16 protein-coding genes and 1 pseudogene are annotated in these 18,127 nt (G+C 71.0%); 11 read left to right on the top strand and 6 right to left on the bottom strand.

All coding sequences use genetic code 11. The features are described from left to right. The 11 genes and pseudogenes from ACFHVL_RS29035 to ACFHVL_RS29085 form a co-directional block, all read left to right on the top strand. Positions 1 to 867, top strand: a pseudogene (locus ACFHVL_RS29035) (hypothetical protein); the annotation flags it as partial. Further along, a complete protein-coding gene (locus ACFHVL_RS29040) occupies positions 864 to 1,646 on the top strand; it encodes a LysM peptidoglycan-binding domain-containing protein (protein ID WP_416631697.1) in 783 nt (260 codons plus the stop codon). The pseudogene ACFHVL_RS29035 and the gene ACFHVL_RS29040, both read left to right, overlap by 4 nt. Before the next feature lie 15 nt (positions 1,647 to 1,661). Next, positions 1,662 to 2,717 (top strand): phage late control D family protein, encoded by a 1,056-nt coding sequence (locus ACFHVL_RS29045; RefSeq protein ID WP_416631698.1) that lies wholly within the window; start codon positions 1,662 to 1,664, stop codon positions 2,715 to 2,717. After that, positions 2,714 to 3,358, top strand: coding sequence for a phage baseplate assembly protein V (locus ACFHVL_RS29050; RefSeq protein WP_416631699.1), 645 nt, complete (start codon positions 2,714 to 2,716; stop codon positions 3,356 to 3,358). The genes ACFHVL_RS29045 and ACFHVL_RS29050 overlap by 4 nt, the downstream gene beginning before the upstream one ends. A 17-nt stretch (positions 3,359 to 3,375) precedes the next feature. Continuing rightward, positions 3,376 to 3,774 carry a PAAR domain-containing protein gene (locus ACFHVL_RS29055; protein ID WP_416631701.1) on the top strand — a complete coding sequence of 133 codons (399 nt, stop codon included), beginning with the start codon at positions 3,376 to 3,378 and terminating at the stop codon, positions 3,772 to 3,774. Continuing rightward, positions 3,771 to 4,172: a GPW/gp25 family protein gene (locus ACFHVL_RS29060; RefSeq protein ID WP_416631702.1), complete on the top strand. Its 402-nt coding sequence runs from the start codon at positions 3,771 to 3,773 to the stop codon at positions 4,170 to 4,172. The genes ACFHVL_RS29055 and ACFHVL_RS29060 overlap by 4 nt, the downstream gene beginning before the upstream one ends. Continuing rightward, on the top strand, positions 4,169 to 7,732 hold the full coding sequence (locus ACFHVL_RS29065) for a putative baseplate assembly protein (protein WP_416631704.1): 3,564 nt from the start codon (positions 4,169 to 4,171) through the stop codon (positions 7,730 to 7,732). Before ACFHVL_RS29060 ends, ACFHVL_RS29065 begins: the two co-directional genes overlap by 4 nt. Beyond that, a complete protein-coding gene (locus ACFHVL_RS29070) occupies positions 7,729 to 8,718 on the top strand; it encodes a hypothetical protein (protein ID WP_416631706.1) in 990 nt (329 codons plus the stop codon). The genes ACFHVL_RS29065 and ACFHVL_RS29070 overlap by 4 nt, the downstream gene beginning before the upstream one ends. Then, positions 8,715 to 9,341, top strand: coding sequence for a phage tail protein (locus ACFHVL_RS29075; RefSeq protein ID WP_416631708.1), 627 nt, complete (start codon positions 8,715 to 8,717; stop codon positions 9,339 to 9,341). Before ACFHVL_RS29070 ends, ACFHVL_RS29075 begins: the two co-directional genes overlap by 4 nt. Positions 9,342 to 9,357: 16 nt before the next feature. Then, the gene (locus ACFHVL_RS29080; protein ID WP_416631709.1) at positions 9,358 to 10,941 is read left to right on the top strand and encodes a hypothetical protein; all 1,584 of its coding nucleotides are present in this window, start codon (positions 9,358 to 9,360) and stop codon (positions 10,939 to 10,941) included. 33 nt (positions 10,942 to 10,974) lie between these two features. Beyond that, on the top strand, positions 10,975 to 11,217 hold the full coding sequence (locus ACFHVL_RS29085; RefSeq protein ID WP_416631710.1) for a hypothetical protein: 243 nt from the start codon (positions 10,975 to 10,977) through the stop codon (positions 11,215 to 11,217). On the opposite strand, the gene ACFHVL_RS29090 is transcribed toward ACFHVL_RS29085, so the two are convergent. The 6 genes from ACFHVL_RS29090 to ACFHVL_RS29115 all read right to left on the bottom strand — a co-directional run. After that, the gene (locus tag ACFHVL_RS29090) at positions 11,218 to 12,336 is read right to left on the bottom strand and encodes a prenyltransferase (RefSeq protein ID WP_416631711.1); all 1,119 of its coding nucleotides are present in this window, start codon (positions 12,334 to 12,336) and stop codon (positions 11,218 to 11,220) included. It lies immediately after the preceding gene. Positions 12,337 to 12,467: 131 nt separating this feature from the next. After that, on the bottom strand, positions 12,468 to 13,433 hold the full coding sequence (locus ACFHVL_RS29095) for a tetratricopeptide repeat protein (protein WP_416631712.1): 966 nt from the start codon (positions 13,431 to 13,433) through the stop codon (positions 12,468 to 12,470). Then, on the bottom strand, positions 13,430 to 15,919 hold the full coding sequence (locus tag ACFHVL_RS29100; RefSeq protein WP_416631713.1) for an Hsp70 family protein: 2,490 nt from the start codon (positions 15,917 to 15,919) through the stop codon (positions 13,430 to 13,432). Before ACFHVL_RS29100 ends, ACFHVL_RS29095 begins: the two co-directional genes overlap by 4 nt. Beyond that, positions 15,912 to 16,493, bottom strand: a complete 582-nt coding sequence (locus ACFHVL_RS29105) for a hypothetical protein (protein ID WP_416631715.1) — start codon at positions 16,491 to 16,493, stop codon at positions 15,912 to 15,914. Before ACFHVL_RS29105 ends, ACFHVL_RS29100 begins: the two co-directional genes overlap by 8 nt. Beyond that, positions 16,490 to 17,551, bottom strand: a complete 1,062-nt coding sequence (locus tag ACFHVL_RS29110) for a serine/threonine-protein kinase (protein WP_416631717.1) — start codon at positions 17,549 to 17,551, stop codon at positions 16,490 to 16,492. Before ACFHVL_RS29110 ends, ACFHVL_RS29105 begins: the two co-directional genes overlap by 4 nt. 3 nt (positions 17,552 to 17,554) lie before the next feature. Continuing rightward, positions 17,555 to 18,127: LuxR C-terminal-related transcriptional regulator (locus ACFHVL_RS29115; RefSeq protein WP_416631718.1), on the bottom strand; the 573-nt coding region annotated here is incomplete at its 5' end.

Below are 18,127 nucleotides of genomic sequence, written 5' to 3' on the forward strand. Positions count from 1 at the left end.
GGCGGATCGCCGGCCGCCTCGTCCGGCCCGGTGGTGTCGTCGCGTCCGGCCCGCCCGGCCGCCGAGCTGAGCCCGGTGTGGACCGCCACCGGTCCCGGGATCGCCGGCCCGGCCGTGCCACCGGTGACGCCCCGGCCGGGCGCCGACCGACCGCTGACCATTCAACGCAAGGTGGCCGCACCCACCGATCAGGGTTCCGCGCCACTGCCGGCCCGCCCGGCCGAAGCGCCGTCGTCCGCTGGCCCGTCGCCCACCAGGCCGTCGCCCACCAGGCCGTCGTCCACCAGGCCGGCGGTGCCGACGGGTGCTCCAGGTGCCGCCGCCGGGTCGTGGACTCCCACTGCCGCGGGTCCGACGGCAGCCGGCTCCGCCGACTGGACCGGGCTGACCGGCGACCCGGGCCGGATGGCCAGTGGACCCCACCTGACCTTCCGTCTCCCACCCACGGCAGATCCCGCCAACCGGCCCGCCGCCGGTGTGCCGTCCACTGTCGGGCAGCGCTCGCCCGCTGCGACGCCGTCCCAGGTGGTCACGGCGCGGCCTCCGGCGGCCCGACCGGCACCGCAGCTTCCGCTGGCCGCGCCGTCGGCGGCCGGCCCGCAGATCCGGTCGGCACCCGGCGCTCTCGGCGTACCGACGGCGACCGGACTGCCGCACCATGGCGGCCGTGGATTCGGCTCGCGCGACGGCGCCGGACCCCGGCCCGGCAGCTTCGGGGCCGCAGCGTCCCGTGCCGATCGTGGTGTGCCGCAGCCGCCTGTTCAACCGGCCGCGCAGGTCGACGTCGGGCAGGTCACCGAGCAGGTGCACGGCCGGATCATGCGCCGGCTGGCGGTCGAGGCCGAGCGTCGGGGGGTGCGGCGGTGAGTCTCAACAAGGCAGGCCTGGCCAGCGCCGCGCTCGGGTTCGGCCCCGGTGGCGGCGGGTTGCAGAAACTGACCATCGCCCACGACGGCACGGATTTCGATCGCAACGGCCCGATCGAGGCGCTGTTCAACCCGCACGAGATCACCCGGTCGCGGTCGGTCAACTGGCACGCGCACGAAAGCGCGGGCAAGGGCAGCGCCTGGACGTGGAGCGGGTTGCAGCAGGAGTTCGCGGCCATGCAGCCCGCGACGTTGTCGCTCGAGCTGTTCTTCGACACCTACGAGTCGAGGGCGGAGGCGTCCATGTGGGCCCGGGCCACCTCACTCGTGACACCCCCCAATCCGTTCCAGACCGGCGACGCGACCGACGTCACCGCGCTGACCAGCCGGGTGTCTCGACTGGCCGAGTTCGACAAGGAACTGCACCGGCCACCGCTGTGCACCCTGTCCTGGGGGGCCTTCGCCGACATCTTCACCGGCGTGCTCACCCAGATCAGCGAACGGTTCACCATGTTCATGCCCGACGGCACGCCGGTGCGGGCGACCGTTTCGTGCAGCTTCGTGGAGTCGCTCACCGACGCGCAGCTCAAGGAGCGCGAGCTGCACTCCTCCGACGTGCACAAGACGTGGGTGGTGCGGCGCAACGACACGTTGCACAGCATCGCCGCCGCCGAGTATCGGGATCCGCGCCTGTGGCGGCACATCGCCTCGGCCAATGGCATCGTCAACCCTCGTGACCTGCGTCCCGGCACGGTGCTGACCATCCCGCGGCTGAGTTGAGCGGAGGACCAGGCGATGGAAACCGCTGATTCGGGGCCGGACTTCGAGATCCGGTGTGGTGGCCGGCGACTGCCGCCGGACGCACACTCCGACGTCGAGTCGGTGACCGTGCTGGAGGACCTGAACGCGCTGAGCATGTTCACCGTGACGTTGAAGAACTGGGACGCGGAGCGGCTCAGGGTCACCTGGTCGGACTCCATGCTGTTCGCGGTCGGCACCGAGATGCGGATCTCCCTCGGGTACGTGAAGAACCTGCACCTGGCGATCACCGGGGAGATCACCAGCCTGGAGCCGTCGTTCGTGGAAGGCCGTCCGCCGATGCTGACGATCCGGGGTTACGACCTGCGACACCGGCTGGCCCGCCGGCAGCGGACCAGGACCTTCACCCGTACCAGGGACAGCACCATCGCCCGGCAGTTGGCCAAGGAAGCCGGTCTGCGTGCCGACGTACCCGACACCGGCACCGACCTCGACTACGTACTGCAGAACAACCAGACCGATCTGGAGTTCCTGCAGCGGCGGGCGGGGCTGATGGGGTACGAGATTCACGTACGGGACAAGGTGTTGTCCTTCCGGCCGCCGCAGCTCGGCCGGGTGCCGGCGGCGAAGCTGCGCGTCGGTGACGACATTTCCCAGTTCACCCCCCGGCTGCGGACCATGGGCCAGGCTGCCGAGCATTCCGTACGGGGCTGGGACGTGGCCGGCAAGAAGGCCGTCGTCGCCACGTTCGGCTCTGGTTCCGTGTCCACGGGAATGGGCGCCGTCACCGGGCCCCGCGAGGTCGGCCGGGTCTTCGGCCGGACCAGATCGACCAGGGTGGACCTGCCGGTGCCGAACCAGGACCGCGCCGACCAGATCGCCCTGGGACAGTTCGAGGACCTGGCGTTGAGCTACATCACCGGCGGGGCCGAGTGCGGTGGGCAACCTCGCCTGCACGCCGGCGAGGTGGTGCGGATAGAGGGAGCGGGTGAGACCTTCAGCGGCGAGTACTACGTCGTCTCCGTCGACCACTCGGTGACCGCGGCACACGGCTACCGGTCCCGCCTCGAAGTACGGAGGAACGCGGCGTGACGGACGTCTACCACCAGTTGGCGGGTGGCGAGCCGGCCTACCCGGACGGGCGGTACCACGGGGTGGTGATCGGCATCGTCACCAACAACAGCGACCCGGACGGTCTGGCCCGGGTCAAGGTGGCACTGCCCTGGCTGGCCGATGATGTCGAGACCGACTGGGCTCGGGTGGCCTCGCCGATGGCCGGCCCCGGCCGGGGCTGCTACTTCCTGCCCGAGGTCGGCGACGAGGTCCTGGTCGCCTTCGAACACGGCAACCCGGAGGTCCCCTACGTCGTCGGCGCGCTGTGGAACGGCAAGGACGCCCCGCCGGTCACCAACGGCGACGGCAACAACGACGTACGGGTGATGGTCTCCCGCAGCAAGCACGTGATCCGCCTGGTCGACACCAAACAGGACGAGCGGATCGAGATCGTCGACGGCAGCGGCAAGAACAGCATCGTGATCAGTACGAAGGACAACCAGATCACCGTCACCGCAGACGCGGACGTGGTGATCTCCGCCGGCGGTCGGCTGCGGCTGGCCGGCGCCGGCGTCGAGATCACCTCCACTGCCGACGTCAAGGTCGAGGCGAAGTCCGCGATCGCGGTGAAGTCCGGTGGGCAGCTGGACATCAAGGGCAGTCAAGTCAACATCAACTGAATGGGGGGTGAGTTCTCATGGGGCAGTTCGCGGCGAAGCAGGGTGACCGGGTCAACGCGACCGACATCCACATCGTCATGGTGCCCGGGGCACCCGCGCCGACACCGACACCGTTGCCGCATCCCTTCACCGGGATCATCAACGGCGGGCTGAGCGCCGATGTCAAGATCATGGGGAAGTCGGCGGCGGTGGCCGGCTCCACCGCCGAGAACACCCCGGCGCACGTTCCCACCGCACCCGGCACGTCGTTTCAGAAGCAGCCGTCGAACACCGCCACCCTCGAAGGCGGCAGCGCGACCGTGAAGATCAACGGAAAGCCGGCGATCAGGTCCGGCGACCTCGCGTCGACCTGCAACGATCCGCAGGACCTGCCGAGCGGCACGGTGGTGGCCATGGGCACGGTGACGATCGGGTGACCGGCACGGTGAAACAGGGATTTCTCGGCACCGGCTGGGCGTTCCCGCTCAGCTACGAGCCGGCGCAGGGCATCCGGCTCAGCGACGACGGCGCGGCGCTGATCCGCCAGTCGATCGGACTCATCCTCGGCACCGCGCCCGGTGAACGGGTGATGCGGCCGGACTTCGGCTGCGGCATCCACGACATCGTGTTCGACGTCAACGACATCGGCACCGCCGGTCGGGTCAGCCGGTCGGTGCGCGAGGCACTGGCCCGCTGGGAACCCCGGATCGACGTGCTGGACGTCTACGCCGCACCCGACCCCGCCGACCGGCGCCGACTGCTCATCGAGATCAACTACCAGGTGCGCTCGACCAACAGCCGGTTCAACCTCGTCTACCCCTTCTACCTCGCATGACCGGACAGCCCCCACCCATCGATCCCCGTGACCGGAAGGCGCTGGCCGCCGAGACCGCCGCGCTGGCTACCCGGTACAGCGACTGGCAGCCGCCCGCCGACGGGCGACCGGACGCCGGCCAGGCGCTGATCGGCATCTTCGCCCGCTACGCCGAACTGGTGGTGCAGCGGCTGAACCAGGTGCCCGAACGCGACTATCTCGCGTTCCTCAACCTGATCGGGACTCGACCGGTGCCGCCGCGACCGGCCCGCCTACCGCTCACCTTCGCCCTGGCCTCGGGCAGCCAGACCGAGGCGGTGGTCCCGGCCGGCACCCAGGTCGCGGCCACCCCGCGCGACGGCGAGGACGACGAGGTCGTCTACGAGACCGCGACCGATCTGGTGGTCACGCCGGCCCAGCTGCGGGCCGTGCTCGTGGACGACGCGCCGCAGGACACCTACGCCGACCGCAGCGCCGCGGGCACCGGCCAGCGCGACGAGTCGTTCGCCGCCTTCACCGGTGACCAGCCGGTGCCGCACCGGTTCTACCTGGCCTGCGACCCGGTACTCGCCACCGAGGGCACCAAGACGGTCACCCTGGCCCTGGCCGCCTCGCAGGCCACCCTGCTCGCCGAGTGGCCGATCTCCTGGTCCTACTGGGACGGCGCCCGGTGGCAGCCGGTCGAGGCCGCGACGACGCTGTGGGACGGCACCTGGACGGTCACGCTGGCCGACCTGCCGCCGTTGCCCCCGTACGACGTGAACGGCACCACCGCCGGTTGGCTGCGCGCCCAGCTCGACATGCCGATGCCGCAGCCGGTCGCCGGGCTGGCGCTCGATGCCGTCGCGTCCGGCCGCCGGACCCCGCAGGCCGACGTCGCGGGGGTCTTCCCGTTCGGCGAGACCAGCCAGGGCCGGTGGTGCTATTTCAGCGTCGGCGCGGCGGTCCCCGGCACGGTGGCCCGGCTGGCGATCACCCTGGCCCGTCCCGGCGTGGCCGCCGATCCGGCGTCCCCGGTCCGGCTGGTGTGGTCGTACAAGGTCGGCGACGACTGGCAGCGGCTGGGCGAGTCCGGCACGACGGCGGTGGAGTCCGACGGCGACATCGACGGGGAACTGGTGGACGGCACGCTGGCGTTCACCGGTGACGGCGAGGTCAGCTTCCGGGTGCCGGCCGAGTGGCCGGCCGAGCTGTTCCAGGGGCGGTCCGGCCACTGGTTGCGCGCCGAGGTCGTCGACGACGGGGCGACGTACGCCACCCTGCCCCAACTGGCGGCGGTGACCATCAGCTCCGACTGGGAGCTACCGACCATCACCGCCATCGACGTGCGGATGCAGACGGCACCGGACCCGGTGGCGCTGCCGCACGCCGTCAGCAACACCAGCCCGATCGACGTGACCAAGGACTTCCGTCCCTTCGGCGAGCAGCCCCGGTTCAACGACACCTGCTACCTGGCCTGCCCGGCGAACCTGGTCTGGCCGGGCGCGGAGCTCGTCGTCGAGGTGACGCTGACCAACGGGCCGGCCGACCCGGCGGGCCCGGACGACCCGGCCGGCCCTGCGGTGCCGCCGGTACGCACCGACGGCCACCCCCGGCTCGTCTGGGAGGCCTGGGACGGCGCGGCCTGGCGTACGGTGACCGTCGACGACCCGGAGTACGCCTTCACCGACAGCGCCACCGTGACGCTCACCCCGCCGGTCGGTTTCGCCCCCACCGAAGTCAACGGGGTGGAGGAGTACTGGGTGCGGGTCCGGCTGATCGGTGGCGACTACGGGGTCGCGGCCCATTACACGCGCAACGACGACGGCGGCTACGAACTGGTCGACGCCACCTTCGCGCCGCCGGTCGTCACCACGTTGTCGTGGCGGTCCCGCGCCGGTCTCGCCGCCGCTGTCCCGGCCCAGGCCTGCGTGACCGAGAACGACTTCCGCCTCGTCACCCACCACCGCGACGGCGACGAGCCGTGGGACGTCATCCCGTTCGTCCCCAATCCGAGCCGCGAGCCCGCCCTCTACCTCGGCTTCGACCAGCCGTTCGGCAACCGCCCGGTCACGCTCTACCTCCAGGTCGAGCCACCGGCGCCGGAGGAGGTGGCCGCCGACCGGCTCGCCGGGGCCGACCTGACCGACCGGGCCGACCTGGTGTGGGAGTACAGCGGCGTCGACGGCTGGCGGCCATTGGCTGCGATCGACGAGACCGGGACGCTGGGCGACCGTGGCGTGGTCCGCTTCGTCGGTCCGCCGGACCTGGCCGCCGGGGAACGTTTCGGTCAGCACCGGTGCTGGCTGCGCCTGCGGCACCGGCGCGGCAGCTTCGCGATCCCGCCCCGGCTGCGCCGGGTCTCTCCCAACACGACCTGGGCGACGCAGACGACCACCATTGCCGAGGAGATCCTCGGATCGGGCGTCGCCGAGGCCGGCCAACGACTGACCTCCGCGCAGACGCCGGTGCTGGCCGGCCAGCGGCTCGTCGTGCGCGAACCGCAGCGGCCGTCGCCGGCAGAGGAGGCCGCACTCGTCGAGGCCGACGGACCAGGCGCGGTCACGGTCAGCGACGACGCCGAGCAAATCTGGGTACGCTGGCACGAGGTGACGGACTTCCACCGCTCCGGGCCGGGCGACCGGCACTACAGCATCGACGCCGCCACCGGCGAGATCGGTTTCGGCGACGGCCAGGCGGGGCGGGTGGTGCCGCTCGGGCAGAACAACGTGCGGATCACCTACCGCACCGGCGGTGGCGAGCAGGGGAACCGTCCGGCGGGCACCGTCGTCACCCTGAAATCGGCAATTCCCTACCTGGACTCGGTGACCAACCACGAGCCGGCGTCCGGTGGTGCCGGCTGGGAGCCGCTGGACCGGGTGCGGGCCCGGGGACCGAAGGCGCTGCGCCACCGCGACCGGGCGGTTACGATCGACGACTTCATGGACCTCGCGTTCGAATCCTCGACGGAGGTGGCCCGGGCCCAGGCGGTGTCGCCCAGCGGGTTCGATCCGTTCGACCTGTGGCTCGATCCCGGCGAGCAGCCGGGTGAGGGTCATCAGCAGGCTGACGCTGGTGGGGTCGGGGTCATCGTGGTCCCGGTCTCCGCCGCCGTCCGACCGGCGCCAAGCCTGGGACTGCTGCGTCAGGTGGACCAGCACCTGCGGGCGCGCTGCGCGCCGACCGTCGGCCTCTGGGTCGCCGGACCGGAGTGGATCGAGGTGACCGTCACCGCCACGGTGGTGGCCACCACGCCCGAGTCCGCCGGGCTGGTCCGGGCGCGGGTCGAGCAGACCCTGGACCGCTTCCTGCACCCACTGACCGGCGGACCGGACGGCACCGGCTGGGCGTTCGGCCGCAAGCCACACCGCTCGGACCTGTACGCGGCGGTCACCGCCGTCGACGGGGTCGACCACGTCCGCGAGCTCGCGGTGGCGCAGGTGGCCGAGTCCGAGGCGCTCGGTGAGCGGCTGGCGGCGGTCCTCGACCGTTCGCTCGCGCAGGGCGCGGCCGAGCCGGTGGCCGCGGACCTGACCCGGTGGCTGGCGCGGGCGCTGGTCTACTCCGGGCGGCACCAGATCACCGTGACCCTTCCAGCGTGAGGACCGCTGTGCCGATTCCGTTGCCGAATCTCGACGACCGCGACTACGACGATCTCGTCGGCGAGGCGCGGTCGCTGATCCCGGTCCTGCTGCCGGAGTGGACCGACCACAACCCGAGCGACCCCGGCACCGTCCTGGTCGAGATGCTGGCCTGGCTGACCGAGATGCAGCTGTATCAGGTCAACCAGATCCCACCGAGCCATACCCGCAACTTCCTGCAGCTGCTCAACGGCCCTGAGTGGACGCCGCCGGCGACCGGCGGGCTCGACGCCGCCGTCCGCCAGAGCCTGGCCGACCTGCATGAGCGCTACCGGGCCGCGACCGCCGACGACTACGAGTACCTGGTCGGCACCCGCTGGCCGGCGCAACGCGAGTCCGCCGGGCCGGCTCCGGTCCGGCGGGTCCGGTGCGTCGCGGGTCGTGACCTTGCCGGCCCCGATCCGGCTGCGGTCGCACCGGCGCACGTCAGCGTCGTCGTCGTCCCTGAGCCGAGCGCGGCGAGCGACACCCATCCGGTGCCCACCGATGAGCTGATCACCGAGCTGCACGACTTTCTCGAGCCGCGCCGGCTGCTGACCGTACGCCACCATGTCGTCGGCCCGCAGTACGTCGACATCGGCGTCTCGGCCGACCTGGCGCTGCGCGAGGACGCTCCGCCGGCCGACGCCCTCGCCGACGCACAGGCCCGGCTGCACCGGTTCTACGACCCGCTCACCGGCGGTGTCGCCGGCACCGGCTGGCCCTTCGGGCAGGGCATCCACCCGTCCGAGGTGTACGCCGTACTCGAGCAGTCACCGCTGCTCGACTACCTCGAGAACGTGCGGCTCACCCTGGTCGACGCAGATGGTGCCGCCACCAGCGCCGACGGTGTGGCGGCCAGCATCGAGTTGGATGTGCACCAGCTGCCCCGGCTGGCCCGGCTGGACCTGGTCGGCTACGACACGTACGGCCGCACCCACCTGCCAGGTGGGGAGGGCACGCCATGAGTCGGTACCTCGACCACCTGCCGGCGATGTTCCGGGAGGACCCGTTCGCCGGCCGTTTCCTGCTGGCCTTCGAGGCGATCCTGACCGGCCGCGACGACGTCGAGGGTCTGGAACAGACCATTGACCGGTCGGCCGACTACATCGACCCGGTACAGACCGGTGAGGACTTCCTGCCGTGGCTGGCCGGGTGGGTGGCGCTGAGTCTGCGTGCGGACTGGGACACGGCCACCAAACGCGGCTTCATCCGGGAGGTCGTGCCGCTGTACCGGCAGCGGGGGACCCTGGCCGGGCTGCGCCGGATGCTGGAGATCTACCTGCGGCCGCTGGCCGACCAGGTGACCCGGGAGGACGTGGTGATCCTCGACGATTACGACACTCCCGCCCACTACTTCCAGGTCCAGCTGACTCTGGGCGCCGCCGACCGCGACGAGCTGCGCAGGGTGCAGGAGACGGCCCGGGCGATCATCGACCGGGAGAAACCGGCCCACACGTTCTATGCGCTCAAGGTCGTGGTGCCCACGATGCGGCTGGTCTCCGAGGAGTTGAAGGAACTCGAGGGCGGCAAGCCGGAGCGGCTCGTCCTCGGCCGCAACACGTTGCTCGGCACGCGCGACTCGACCTGAAACCGGAGGAGGTCCGATGGCGGACTACACCCAACCTGACGTCGTATCGAAGCGTGTCCGCTTCTTCGACGGGCAGTTCCTGGAAGACCAGGACTTCATCGACGAGCAGAAGTTCCACCTGGACCGCGAGCGCCGGCAGAGCCGGCTGCTGCGGCTCACCGGCGTCAGCGACGGCCTGACCCTGACCGCGGCGGACGAGCCGTCCACGGTCACCGTCTCCGCCGGGATGGCGGTCGACGCCCTGGGCCGGCACCTCGTCCTGGCCGCCGGCACCGATATTGCGCTGGGTTCGGGATTCGCCAACCAGCAGAACGTCGAGGTGCACCTGGCCTACCAGCAGTCCCCGACGGACGTGGGACAGACCGGGGACGGCGGGGTGGGCGCCCGGCGCTGGGAGGAGCGGCCGAAGGTCGTGGCGGTCGCCCCGAACGGAGCGACCGCGGTCGCCCCCGCCGAGGCCCCGCCCGAACTGGACGGGCCGACGGTGCTGCTCGGCCGGCTCACGGTGACCGACAACGGCGACGTCACGGTGGACCCGACCGCCGCCCACCGGTCCAGCCTGTCGATGTCCGGCGGTATCGGGATCGGCACCGACGCCGTCGGCAGCGGTGGCTTGGACATGGGCGACTTCGACCCGCAGGACCGGCATCTGACGTTCCGGTTCGCCGACGACGATCAGCGTCGCGGCGGGATCCGGTTCTGGGCCGGCGCGGCCAACCAGGGCTTCTCCATCGAGTACGACGGACGGTCGGCCGCCGGACGCGGCCTGCACGTGCGCACCCACGACTCGGACCCGGACGGCACGACCCGACTCTTCGTCGGCGCGAACGGCCACGTCGGCATCGGCACCACCGATCTGTCCGGTGCCGACGGCTGGGGGCGGGTGGTCGACGTGGTCGGCACGGCGACCACCAAGCTGTCGGTACGCACGGCGAAGGTGGACGGCCGGGTGATGGCGCACGACACCGGGATGTTCGGCGCGCCGGCCGGGATGATCGTGGGCACCGGCACGACGAGCCCACTGACGTTCGTCACCAACCAGGCCGCCCGGCTCAGCATCACCGCCGCCGGCCAGGTCGGTGTCGGTACCGACACCACCGGTGGTTACCAGTTGGCCGTGCGGGCCGAGCATCGTCAGCTGCTGCTGCGCCGGGACGCGCAGGAGGTCGAGCCGGGACGAAAGCTCGTCTTCCTGGAGCTGCAACAGGCTGACACGTCCCCGCCCACCGTGTCGCCCACGACGCTCGCCATCCGGTTCCACCACGGCAGCCGGTACGCGTACCAGCTTGAGGTGGACCCGGCCGGTTTCCATTTCAAAGGGGGCAGTGACGAGTATCGCGGAATCCATGCCGGGCAGGTGAACGCGAAGACGGTGCGGATCGGTGACGTCGTCATCGGTGAGCGTGAGCTGAAGATCCTGAAGAAGTTGGCCGACAACGAGCTGGTCTGCAAGCTACGGAACACCTTCTACGACAGCTACATCTGGGACAGTGGCCAGAAGCGTGGCGACAGCCAGTACCGGTACGCCCTGACGTGGATTCCGGGACAGCCTGTGGCATCGCACACGAAGACGTTCTGGCAGTTCGAGATCTCCGATTAGTGACAAGCGACCTTCGACGGGACGGACGAACGTATGCGGGAGCAACTGGAACAGCGGGTCGCCGAGCTGGAGGCCGAGTTGCGGGCCGGACAGCAGATGCTCGCCGAGGTGGAGGCCAGACGGGCCGACATCCAGCAGACCCTGCTGCGGATCACCGGCGCCATTCAGGTGCTCAACGAACTGCTGGCCGCCGGGACCGCCGCCGGTCCGGCGGTCGACGACGCCGGTCCGACACCGACGGCGGAGCCGGACCAGTTGGTTGCTCAGCCGCTCTGATCAGCGGGGGTCGCCCGGCACGCTGGCCGGCCGGGCACGTCCGGCCAGCCACAGCCGGTGGGCGAACAGGCCCATGTAGCTGGCGAGGACCGCGCCGAGCAGGGCGAGCGCGTCGCCGCCGGCGCCGGTGCGGGCCGCATCGAGCAGTACGCCGAGCATCGCCGCGCCGACGATCAGCGAGACATGGTTGGAGGCCCAGAAGACCACCGGTGTCATCCGTCGCGGGTCGAGGTCGCGCATGTCGCCCCGGCGTAGCCGCAGCACCAGCCAGGCGGAGATCGGCGCGGTCGCCATCATCGGCGCCCAGACCAGCCAGGGCACCCAGCCGAGCAGGGCGAAGCCGGTCAGCGCGGCGTACGCGACCGGCTGGGCGGTGACGATGACGCGTACCGCCCGGTCGTAGCCGATGATGACCGGGATGGTGCGTTTGCCGACCTGCTCGTCGGAGCGGCGGTCGCCGAGGTTCATCACCATCATCCGTACGGTCTGCAGCAGCGCGGTCGGGGCGAGGATCGCCAGCAGCAGGACCGGTACGGTTCCGGTCTGCAGCAGCACCGCGACCACCGGCCACAGTCCGTTGAGGATCGCCGCGACGGTCACCTCACCCAGGCCGCGGTAGTTGAAGCCACCGGGTGGTGCGGTGTAGAACCAGGCGAGCAGGACGGCGGCGGTGGCGGCGAGCCGGGCCGGCCAGCCCGGCATCGCGACGATCATCAGTTGCGCCACGCCGGCGAGGAGGAACGCGGTGCCCAGCGCCACCACCGGCGGCACCAGCCCGTCGACCAGCGCCCGACTGCCGCCGGTCCACGGGGTGAAGTAGACGTTGGCCCGGTCCGCCGCCAGGTCGAAGTACTCGTTGCAGTAGTGCGTCATCAGGTGCACCGTCCAGGCGAACAACTGCGCCAGGACGTACCAGCCGATGAGCAGCGGATAGCCCTGGTGCACCGAGACCGCCACCGCCAGCCCGACCGGCAGCAGGTTGTAGAGCAGGAACCGCAGCCTGGCCAGCCGGATGAACCCGCGCCAGTCGATCCGGCCGGCCTGGTCGGGGTCACCGGTCGTCGGCGCAGTCGTTGTTGTGGTCGTTGGTGCGGTCACCGGTCGGCTCGTGACAGTCATCGCCCAGCACGTCCTTCCGTAGTCGATTCGTCACCGCAGATCCTGGTTGCAAGGTGTTACGGGTCGGGACAGACTCTGTCGATCCTGGTAAATGTCCTAGGGTCGCCGGTCCGGCCGCAGTGCTCTGCGAGCTATCCGACCGGCGGCCCGCCGGCCTGCGCCGGGGTCAGGACCAAGCTGACCGTACGGTTGCGGGCGTCCTCCTTGAACGGGTTGTCCGGCTGGTCGGCGGTGCGCAGGGTGAACGCGGTCAGCGGCAGTCCGCTGGCGCTGGCGAGCCGCATCGCGGCGAACCGGGCGCGGGCCAGCGCCGTCGCCGAACCACCGCTGGTGCGCCCACCCGGCACCGGCACACTGTGGCCGACGACCGTGATCGAACAGTCCAACTCGCCGAGCCGGCGACCGACCGCGGTGAGAGGTTCGGCGTCGTCCGAGGTCAGCTGGGTGTCACGGACGAACAGGCCTTCGCTGAAGTAGACCTCGACCGTGCCGGACCGCCGGGTGACGATCAGCCCCGGCATGGTGAGTGCCCGGCTGATCGCCGCCACCTGGTCGGCGAGTCGTCGGGCGGCGGCGGCCTCGGCGGCCTCGATCTCGGCCAGTTGGCGCTGCAGCGTGTCGGCGCGGTTCCTGGACCGCACCAGTGCGGGATCGACCGTCGACGGGCTGGCGACCGCCGTCGGTTGGGTGGTTTCGGCCGTACCGTTGCCGCTGACAGCCACCAGGCCGCCGGCGAACGCGACCACCAGCATGCCGGCGGCCGTCGCGACGCGGCCCGGGCTCGCGACGGGTCTGCGGCGTCGCCGGCCGGCGAGGATCGCGCCGACGACCCGGCGGCCGTCGGCCGCTCCCGGATGATCCGGATCAAACCGCTGTACGCGGGACCACAGTTCGTCCGCGGCCGACCAGTCGCCTTGCTGGGCGCGGATCCTGGCCAGCAGATCGAGGGCCGCCGACTCCGGTGTGCCCAGCGCGGTGAGCAGCCGGGCGGCCTCGTCCAGGTCACCGCGGCGGGCGGCGGCGCTGGCCCGGTTGATCGCCAGGGTGGCCTCCGGCGCCTGCAGGGCCAGCTGGGTAGGTGCGGCCGGCGCGGTCACCGGTTGGTCAGCCAGATCGTGGACGGCGTCTGTACGTCACGAGGCAGCAGCCGGGCCAGCCGGCTGTTGACCGAGTCCAGGACGCGTTCGTCGTTGTTCGCCAATGCCTGCTCACCTTCCCGGACCAGCGCCGCCGCCTGGCTGGCCGGCTGCATCCGGGCCTGCTCCGAGCGCAGCCAGTAGAACGCCGCCGCAGCCCACCCGGGCTGGCGCCGTTCGATACTGACGATGAAGTCGGTGACCAGGCCGACCACTTCGCTGATCCGCGTCGAGTTCTGGCTCTCGATCGCCGCCGTCGCGCGCCGGTCGAGGTTGGCCAGCTCCTGCTGGTCGGCGCGGCTGCCGACGCTCGCGACGAGATCGCGGCTCTCCGCCATCCGGTCCTGTAATTCACGGACCAGAACGGGCCGTTCGGTGGCTTCCTCGATGTCGTCGATCTGGGCGTTCAGCTCGAGCAGCCGGTCCTCGGCGGTCGCCGCCGCGCCCGCGTCGACGCTGGCGGCACGGACCTGCTCCCGGGCGGTGGTGACGGTGCCCTCCTCGTCGAGCCGTCGTAGCCGCTGGCGCACCGCCGGATCTGTCGAGGACCCGGTGGATTCGGCCACGGCCGTCAACCGCTGCTCGGCGTCGGCGAGCGCTGCCGCGAGCGCCGCCGGCTGTGGTGCCCGTACGTCGTCGAGGTTGATCACCGCGTCGAACTGGGTCTGGATCAGCGGGACATCCGCGACCACCGACACCAGGTTGGAGGTGTCCACCTCGAACGTCACCTCGACTTCGGTGCCGGCGGGCAGGTCGATCCGCAGATCCAGCGGCCGGATGTTCAGCATGCCGACTTGCCGGTTGCGGTCGGCACGGCTGCGTTCGCCCTGCACGACCGGGATGTTGATCATCGCCTCGGTGTCGGATCTGAGTAGCGTGGCGGAGGTGCGGAACACCTCACGGGCCCGGGCGGGCAGCGTCGCACCCTTGCGCAGCAGCACAGCGGCGACCTGCTCAGCGAGCTGGATCCCGAGCGAGTGGGTGAGGCGGGCACCGCCGAACTCCACGTCGCGGTGCGTGATCGACAGCGAGTCGGGCACCACCGGTCGCGGCATGCCGGACGGGTCGGTCAACTCCACGGTCAGCCGTGAGGTCGTGTGCTGGTCGATGTCGACCTCGGTGAGGAAGGCGCCCTCGGCGGTCAGAGCGATCCGACCGGAGCGAAAGGGCGGCTGGCCGGCCGGGTTGCTGACAATCACGCCGTACCCGGTCCAGTTCTTGGGGTCGGCGGCGTGCACCCGGCCGGCGACGACCGGGTTCGTGGTGGTGACGCTCGGCTCGTAGGCGAGTTCGAGACGGAAGGTGTCCGCGGTCGGTTGGAAGGACTGCGGATGCGGGTGACGTACCGTGCTTGCGAAGATCGCCGCCCCCCGGGCGACCACCGTGGTCGGGTCAAGGCTCGTGTCGAGCGCGATGCCGAGCCCGGTGCTGTCGTCGGCGAGGCGCTCACGCAGGCCGGGTGCCAGGGTGACGCCACCGACGAGTAGCAACCGGTCGATGTCGCCCGGGTCGAGGCCGCCGTCGGTCAGCGCCTTACGGCACAGGTTCATCGCCCGGGCGTAGAACGGCTCCGCGACCCGGTCGAGCTCGTCGCGCCGCAGGGTGTACTCGAAGGTCTCGGTTCCGCCGCCCACGGTGAGCTCGACCATCAGGTCCGCGGTGGCCCGGCGGGAAAGCTGGATCTTCGCGTCCTCGGCGGCGCCTTTGAGCTTCGCGAAGTTCGCCCGCCAGGCGGGGTTGTCCCGCCGGAATTCCGGCAGGTCGAGGGCTGCCGCGGCGGCCGGAGCCAGGACCCGCTCGACCACCGCCCAGTCGATGAGTTTGCCACCGAGGTACGGGTCACCGGCGTGATCGAGGACCCGCAGGTCGCCGTCGCGTTTGCTCACCACCGCCGCGTCGAAGGTGCCACCGCCGAAGTCGAACACCATCCAGTAGGCCCGGTCGTCGGTGTCGTGGAAGCCGTACGCGAACGCGGCGGCGGTCGGCTCCTGCACCAGCGGGCAGCCCGGGCTGAACCCGGCCAGGGTGGCCGCTTCCAGCGTCGCCTTGTTCTGGTTGAGGGAGAAGGCCGCCGGCACGGTGATCACCGCCGCGTCCGGTGGCAGACCAGTGTGATGCGCGGCGTCGGCCCGCAGCGATTTGAGCACCTCGGCGGAGAGCTGCGGTGGGGTCAGCCGTACGTTGCCGTCGACGAAGTCCTTGCCGGCGTCGGCCAGCCCCATTTCGAGCTTGAACTCGGCGGCGGCGTTGTCAGGGTCATTCTCCACCCGGTCTCGCGCCTTACGGCCGACGTGGACCACGCCGGGCTTGGGGATCCACACCGCCGAAGGGGTGATGTCCCAGCCGTCGTTGTTCTTGATGACGGCGACGCTGCCGTCCTGTTCGACCACCGCGATCGCGCTGTTGGTGGTGCCCAGGTCGATGCCGAAGTCGATGGTGTCACGCATGGCTGCTCCTCGTGTCGAGCGGCTCCGGTCCCGGGGAGGCGGGCGGTTCCGCGATCTGCTGGCTGGGCGTGCCGACGATCACCTGTCCCATCTGGACCAGGCGACGATGCAGGTAGATCGACGGCCGTACCGTCTCGATGACGGTTTCGGCGGTCAGGTCGGGGCTTTCCTGGTAGACGAGGACCTCGAGGGCCCGACCCGGGTTGAACGGGTCTCCGTCGTGGTCCTGCACGACCAGACCGGCGTCGGCCAGCGCCTCGGCGCAGGTGCGCAGGTAGCGGGCGGCCTGCCGGTCCCGGGCGGACGGACCGTCGCCGGCCTGGGCGAGTTTGCGCTGCGCCCGCCACAGATTGGTGGCCGCGGTCGCCAGCGCGGCCTCGTCGATCGCCGACTGCTCGGCCCCCGACGGCTCGGCCGGCGGTGGGTTCGCCGGCTGTGTGGCGGCCCGGACGTCGGCGAGCAGCTGCGCCAGGTGTGCGCACTGCTGCTCACTCCAGACCGGCGGTCGGATCCGGAACGCCCGGTGATGCCGTCGCTGGCGGAGGTCTTCACGGAGCCGGACCAGCAGTTTCACATTGTCACCCCTCGTCGCCACAGCGTCAGCATTGGTAGGTAGTGGTCTCGCAGCTCAGGGGCCAACCCGACCGCCTCCGACATGAGTTCGGCCGCCCGGTCGAGCTGACCGGCCTGCCGGGACAGGTGCAGGGCCGCCGAGGCGAGGTGCCGGGCCCGCGCGGCTGGCGTCAGGTCCGCCGTACCGTCGGAGGGCCCGGCGTCGTCCCGGCCGCGCCGCCAGGCGCTCAGCTGCTCGGCGACCACGGTCGCGGACGCCGGCCGGTTCGCCTGATCCACCTCCAACATGGCCAGTACGAGGCGGTCGAGGTCGGAATCCAGCTCCGGGTTGTACCGGCTCGGCGCCAGCGGCGGCCGCGTGAACCGGCTCGGCGAGTACGCCGAAAGCGCGCCCCGGTCGTCGTCGTAGGGCAGCCGGTTGGTGAACAGCAGGTAGGCGATTGTGCCGACGGACCACACGTCAGCGGCGCGTGAGTAGCCGTCGCGGCGCAGCAGCTCCGGAGCCATGAACGTGAACGTGCCCTGGGCGCTGGCCAGCATGGTGAACGGGTCGGCGTGCCGGGCCAGACCGAAGTCACTGATCCGAATCCGTAGCCTGTCCCCGTCGTAGCCGACGAGAATGTTGGCCAGGGTCAGGTCCCGGTGCAGGATCGGCGGGTCCTGCTCGTGTGCCACGGTCAGCCCGGCGGCGATCTGCTCCACCACCTGGACCGCGAGCTGCGTCGGCAACGCCGGCTGATACGCCTGGAACAGATATTCGAGACTGCCTCCGGCGACGTACTCCATGGTGAAGAAGCCACGTACGCCGGAGGGAGTCGGCACCGTGCCGGCGTCGAACACCCGGACGATGTTCGGGTGGCCGAGTGTCGACAGCAGCCGCGCCTCGCCCAGCAGTTGACTGGTCTCCTCCAGGGAGGCGATCCGCTTGAAGACCTTCATCGCCTGCCAGCCGAGGTACTCGTGACGTACCCGGTGCACCTCGGCGAAGGCGCCGGCACCCAGCAGCCGGTCCACGACCAACCATTCGGTGACCCGGTCACCGGCGACGAGCAGGGCCATCGGTCACCCGCCGCTTCGGCCCGGCTCGGCGGGGGGCAGGTCACCGCGGATCGGGTCCTCCACCACCCGTCGGACGTAGTCGCCCGGGTTGACGATCGGGCGTCCCTTGTCGCGGTACTTCTGCCGGATCCGTTCCAGATGGGTCTTCACCGTGCTCTTCTCGATGCCGAGTTGGCGGGCGATCGCGGCGTGCGTCATGCCCTCCGCCACGCCCAGCAGGACCTGGCGTTCCCGTGGGGTCAACGCGGGACCGCCGCGGTCGTCGTCGCTGAGCAGGAACGCATGCACGGGCGAGGTGGGGGTCTCGCCACGGTGCACCGCCCGGATGGCGTCGGCGAGTTCGTCGAGGTTGCGCTCCTTGGACAGGTACGCGAGCGCGCCGGCCTCGGTGGCGGAGACGACCCACTTGCGGTCCTTCACCACCGAAATGATGATCACCTGCCGGCCTTCGGCGGTGAGTTGGGCGACGTTGTGGGCCGGGTCGGTGAAATTGCCCAGGTCGAGATCCACGGCCCCGGCGTTGTTCCGGCTTGAGAGGTTCTGTCCGTGTTGAGAACTGGACACGAGGCGAGTTGC

It is taken from the genome of Micromonospora sp. LOL_023, from assembly GCF_048060115.1.
Classification (GTDB): Bacteria; Actinomycetota; Actinomycetes; order Mycobacteriales; family Micromonosporaceae; genus Micromonospora_E.

Excerpts from the sequence above, each read along its gene's own strand:
- ACFHVL_RS29045 (WP_416631698.1), top strand. The coding sequence starts at position 1,662 with ATGGAAACCGCTGATTCGGGGCCGGACTTCGAGATCCGGTGTGGTGGC.
- ACFHVL_RS29055 (WP_416631701.1), top strand. The coding sequence starts at position 3,376 with ATGGGGCAGTTCGCGGCGAAGCAGGGTGACCGGGTCAACGCGACCGAC.
- ACFHVL_RS29065 (WP_416631704.1), top strand. The coding sequence starts at position 4,169 with ATGACCGGACAGCCCCCACCCATCGATCCCCGTGACCGGAAGGCGCTG.
- ACFHVL_RS29075 (WP_416631708.1), top strand. The coding sequence starts at position 8,715 with ATGAGTCGGTACCTCGACCACCTGCCGGCGATGTTCCGGGAGGACCCG.
- ACFHVL_RS29080 (WP_416631709.1), top strand. The coding sequence starts at position 9,358 with ATGGCGGACTACACCCAACCTGACGTCGTATCGAAGCGTGTCCGCTTC.
- ACFHVL_RS29085 (WP_416631710.1), top strand. The coding sequence starts at position 10,975 with ATGCGGGAGCAACTGGAACAGCGGGTCGCCGAGCTGGAGGCCGAGTTG.
- ACFHVL_RS29090 (WP_416631711.1), bottom strand. The coding sequence starts at position 12,336 with ATGACTGTCACGAGCCGACCGGTGACCGCACCAACGACCACAACAACG.
- ACFHVL_RS29100 (WP_416631713.1), bottom strand. The coding sequence starts at position 15,919 with ATGCGTGACACCATCGACTTCGGCATCGACCTGGGCACCACCAACAGC.
- ACFHVL_RS29110 (WP_416631717.1), bottom strand. The coding sequence starts at position 17,551 with ATGGCCCTGCTCGTCGCCGGTGACCGGGTCACCGAATGGTTGGTCGTG.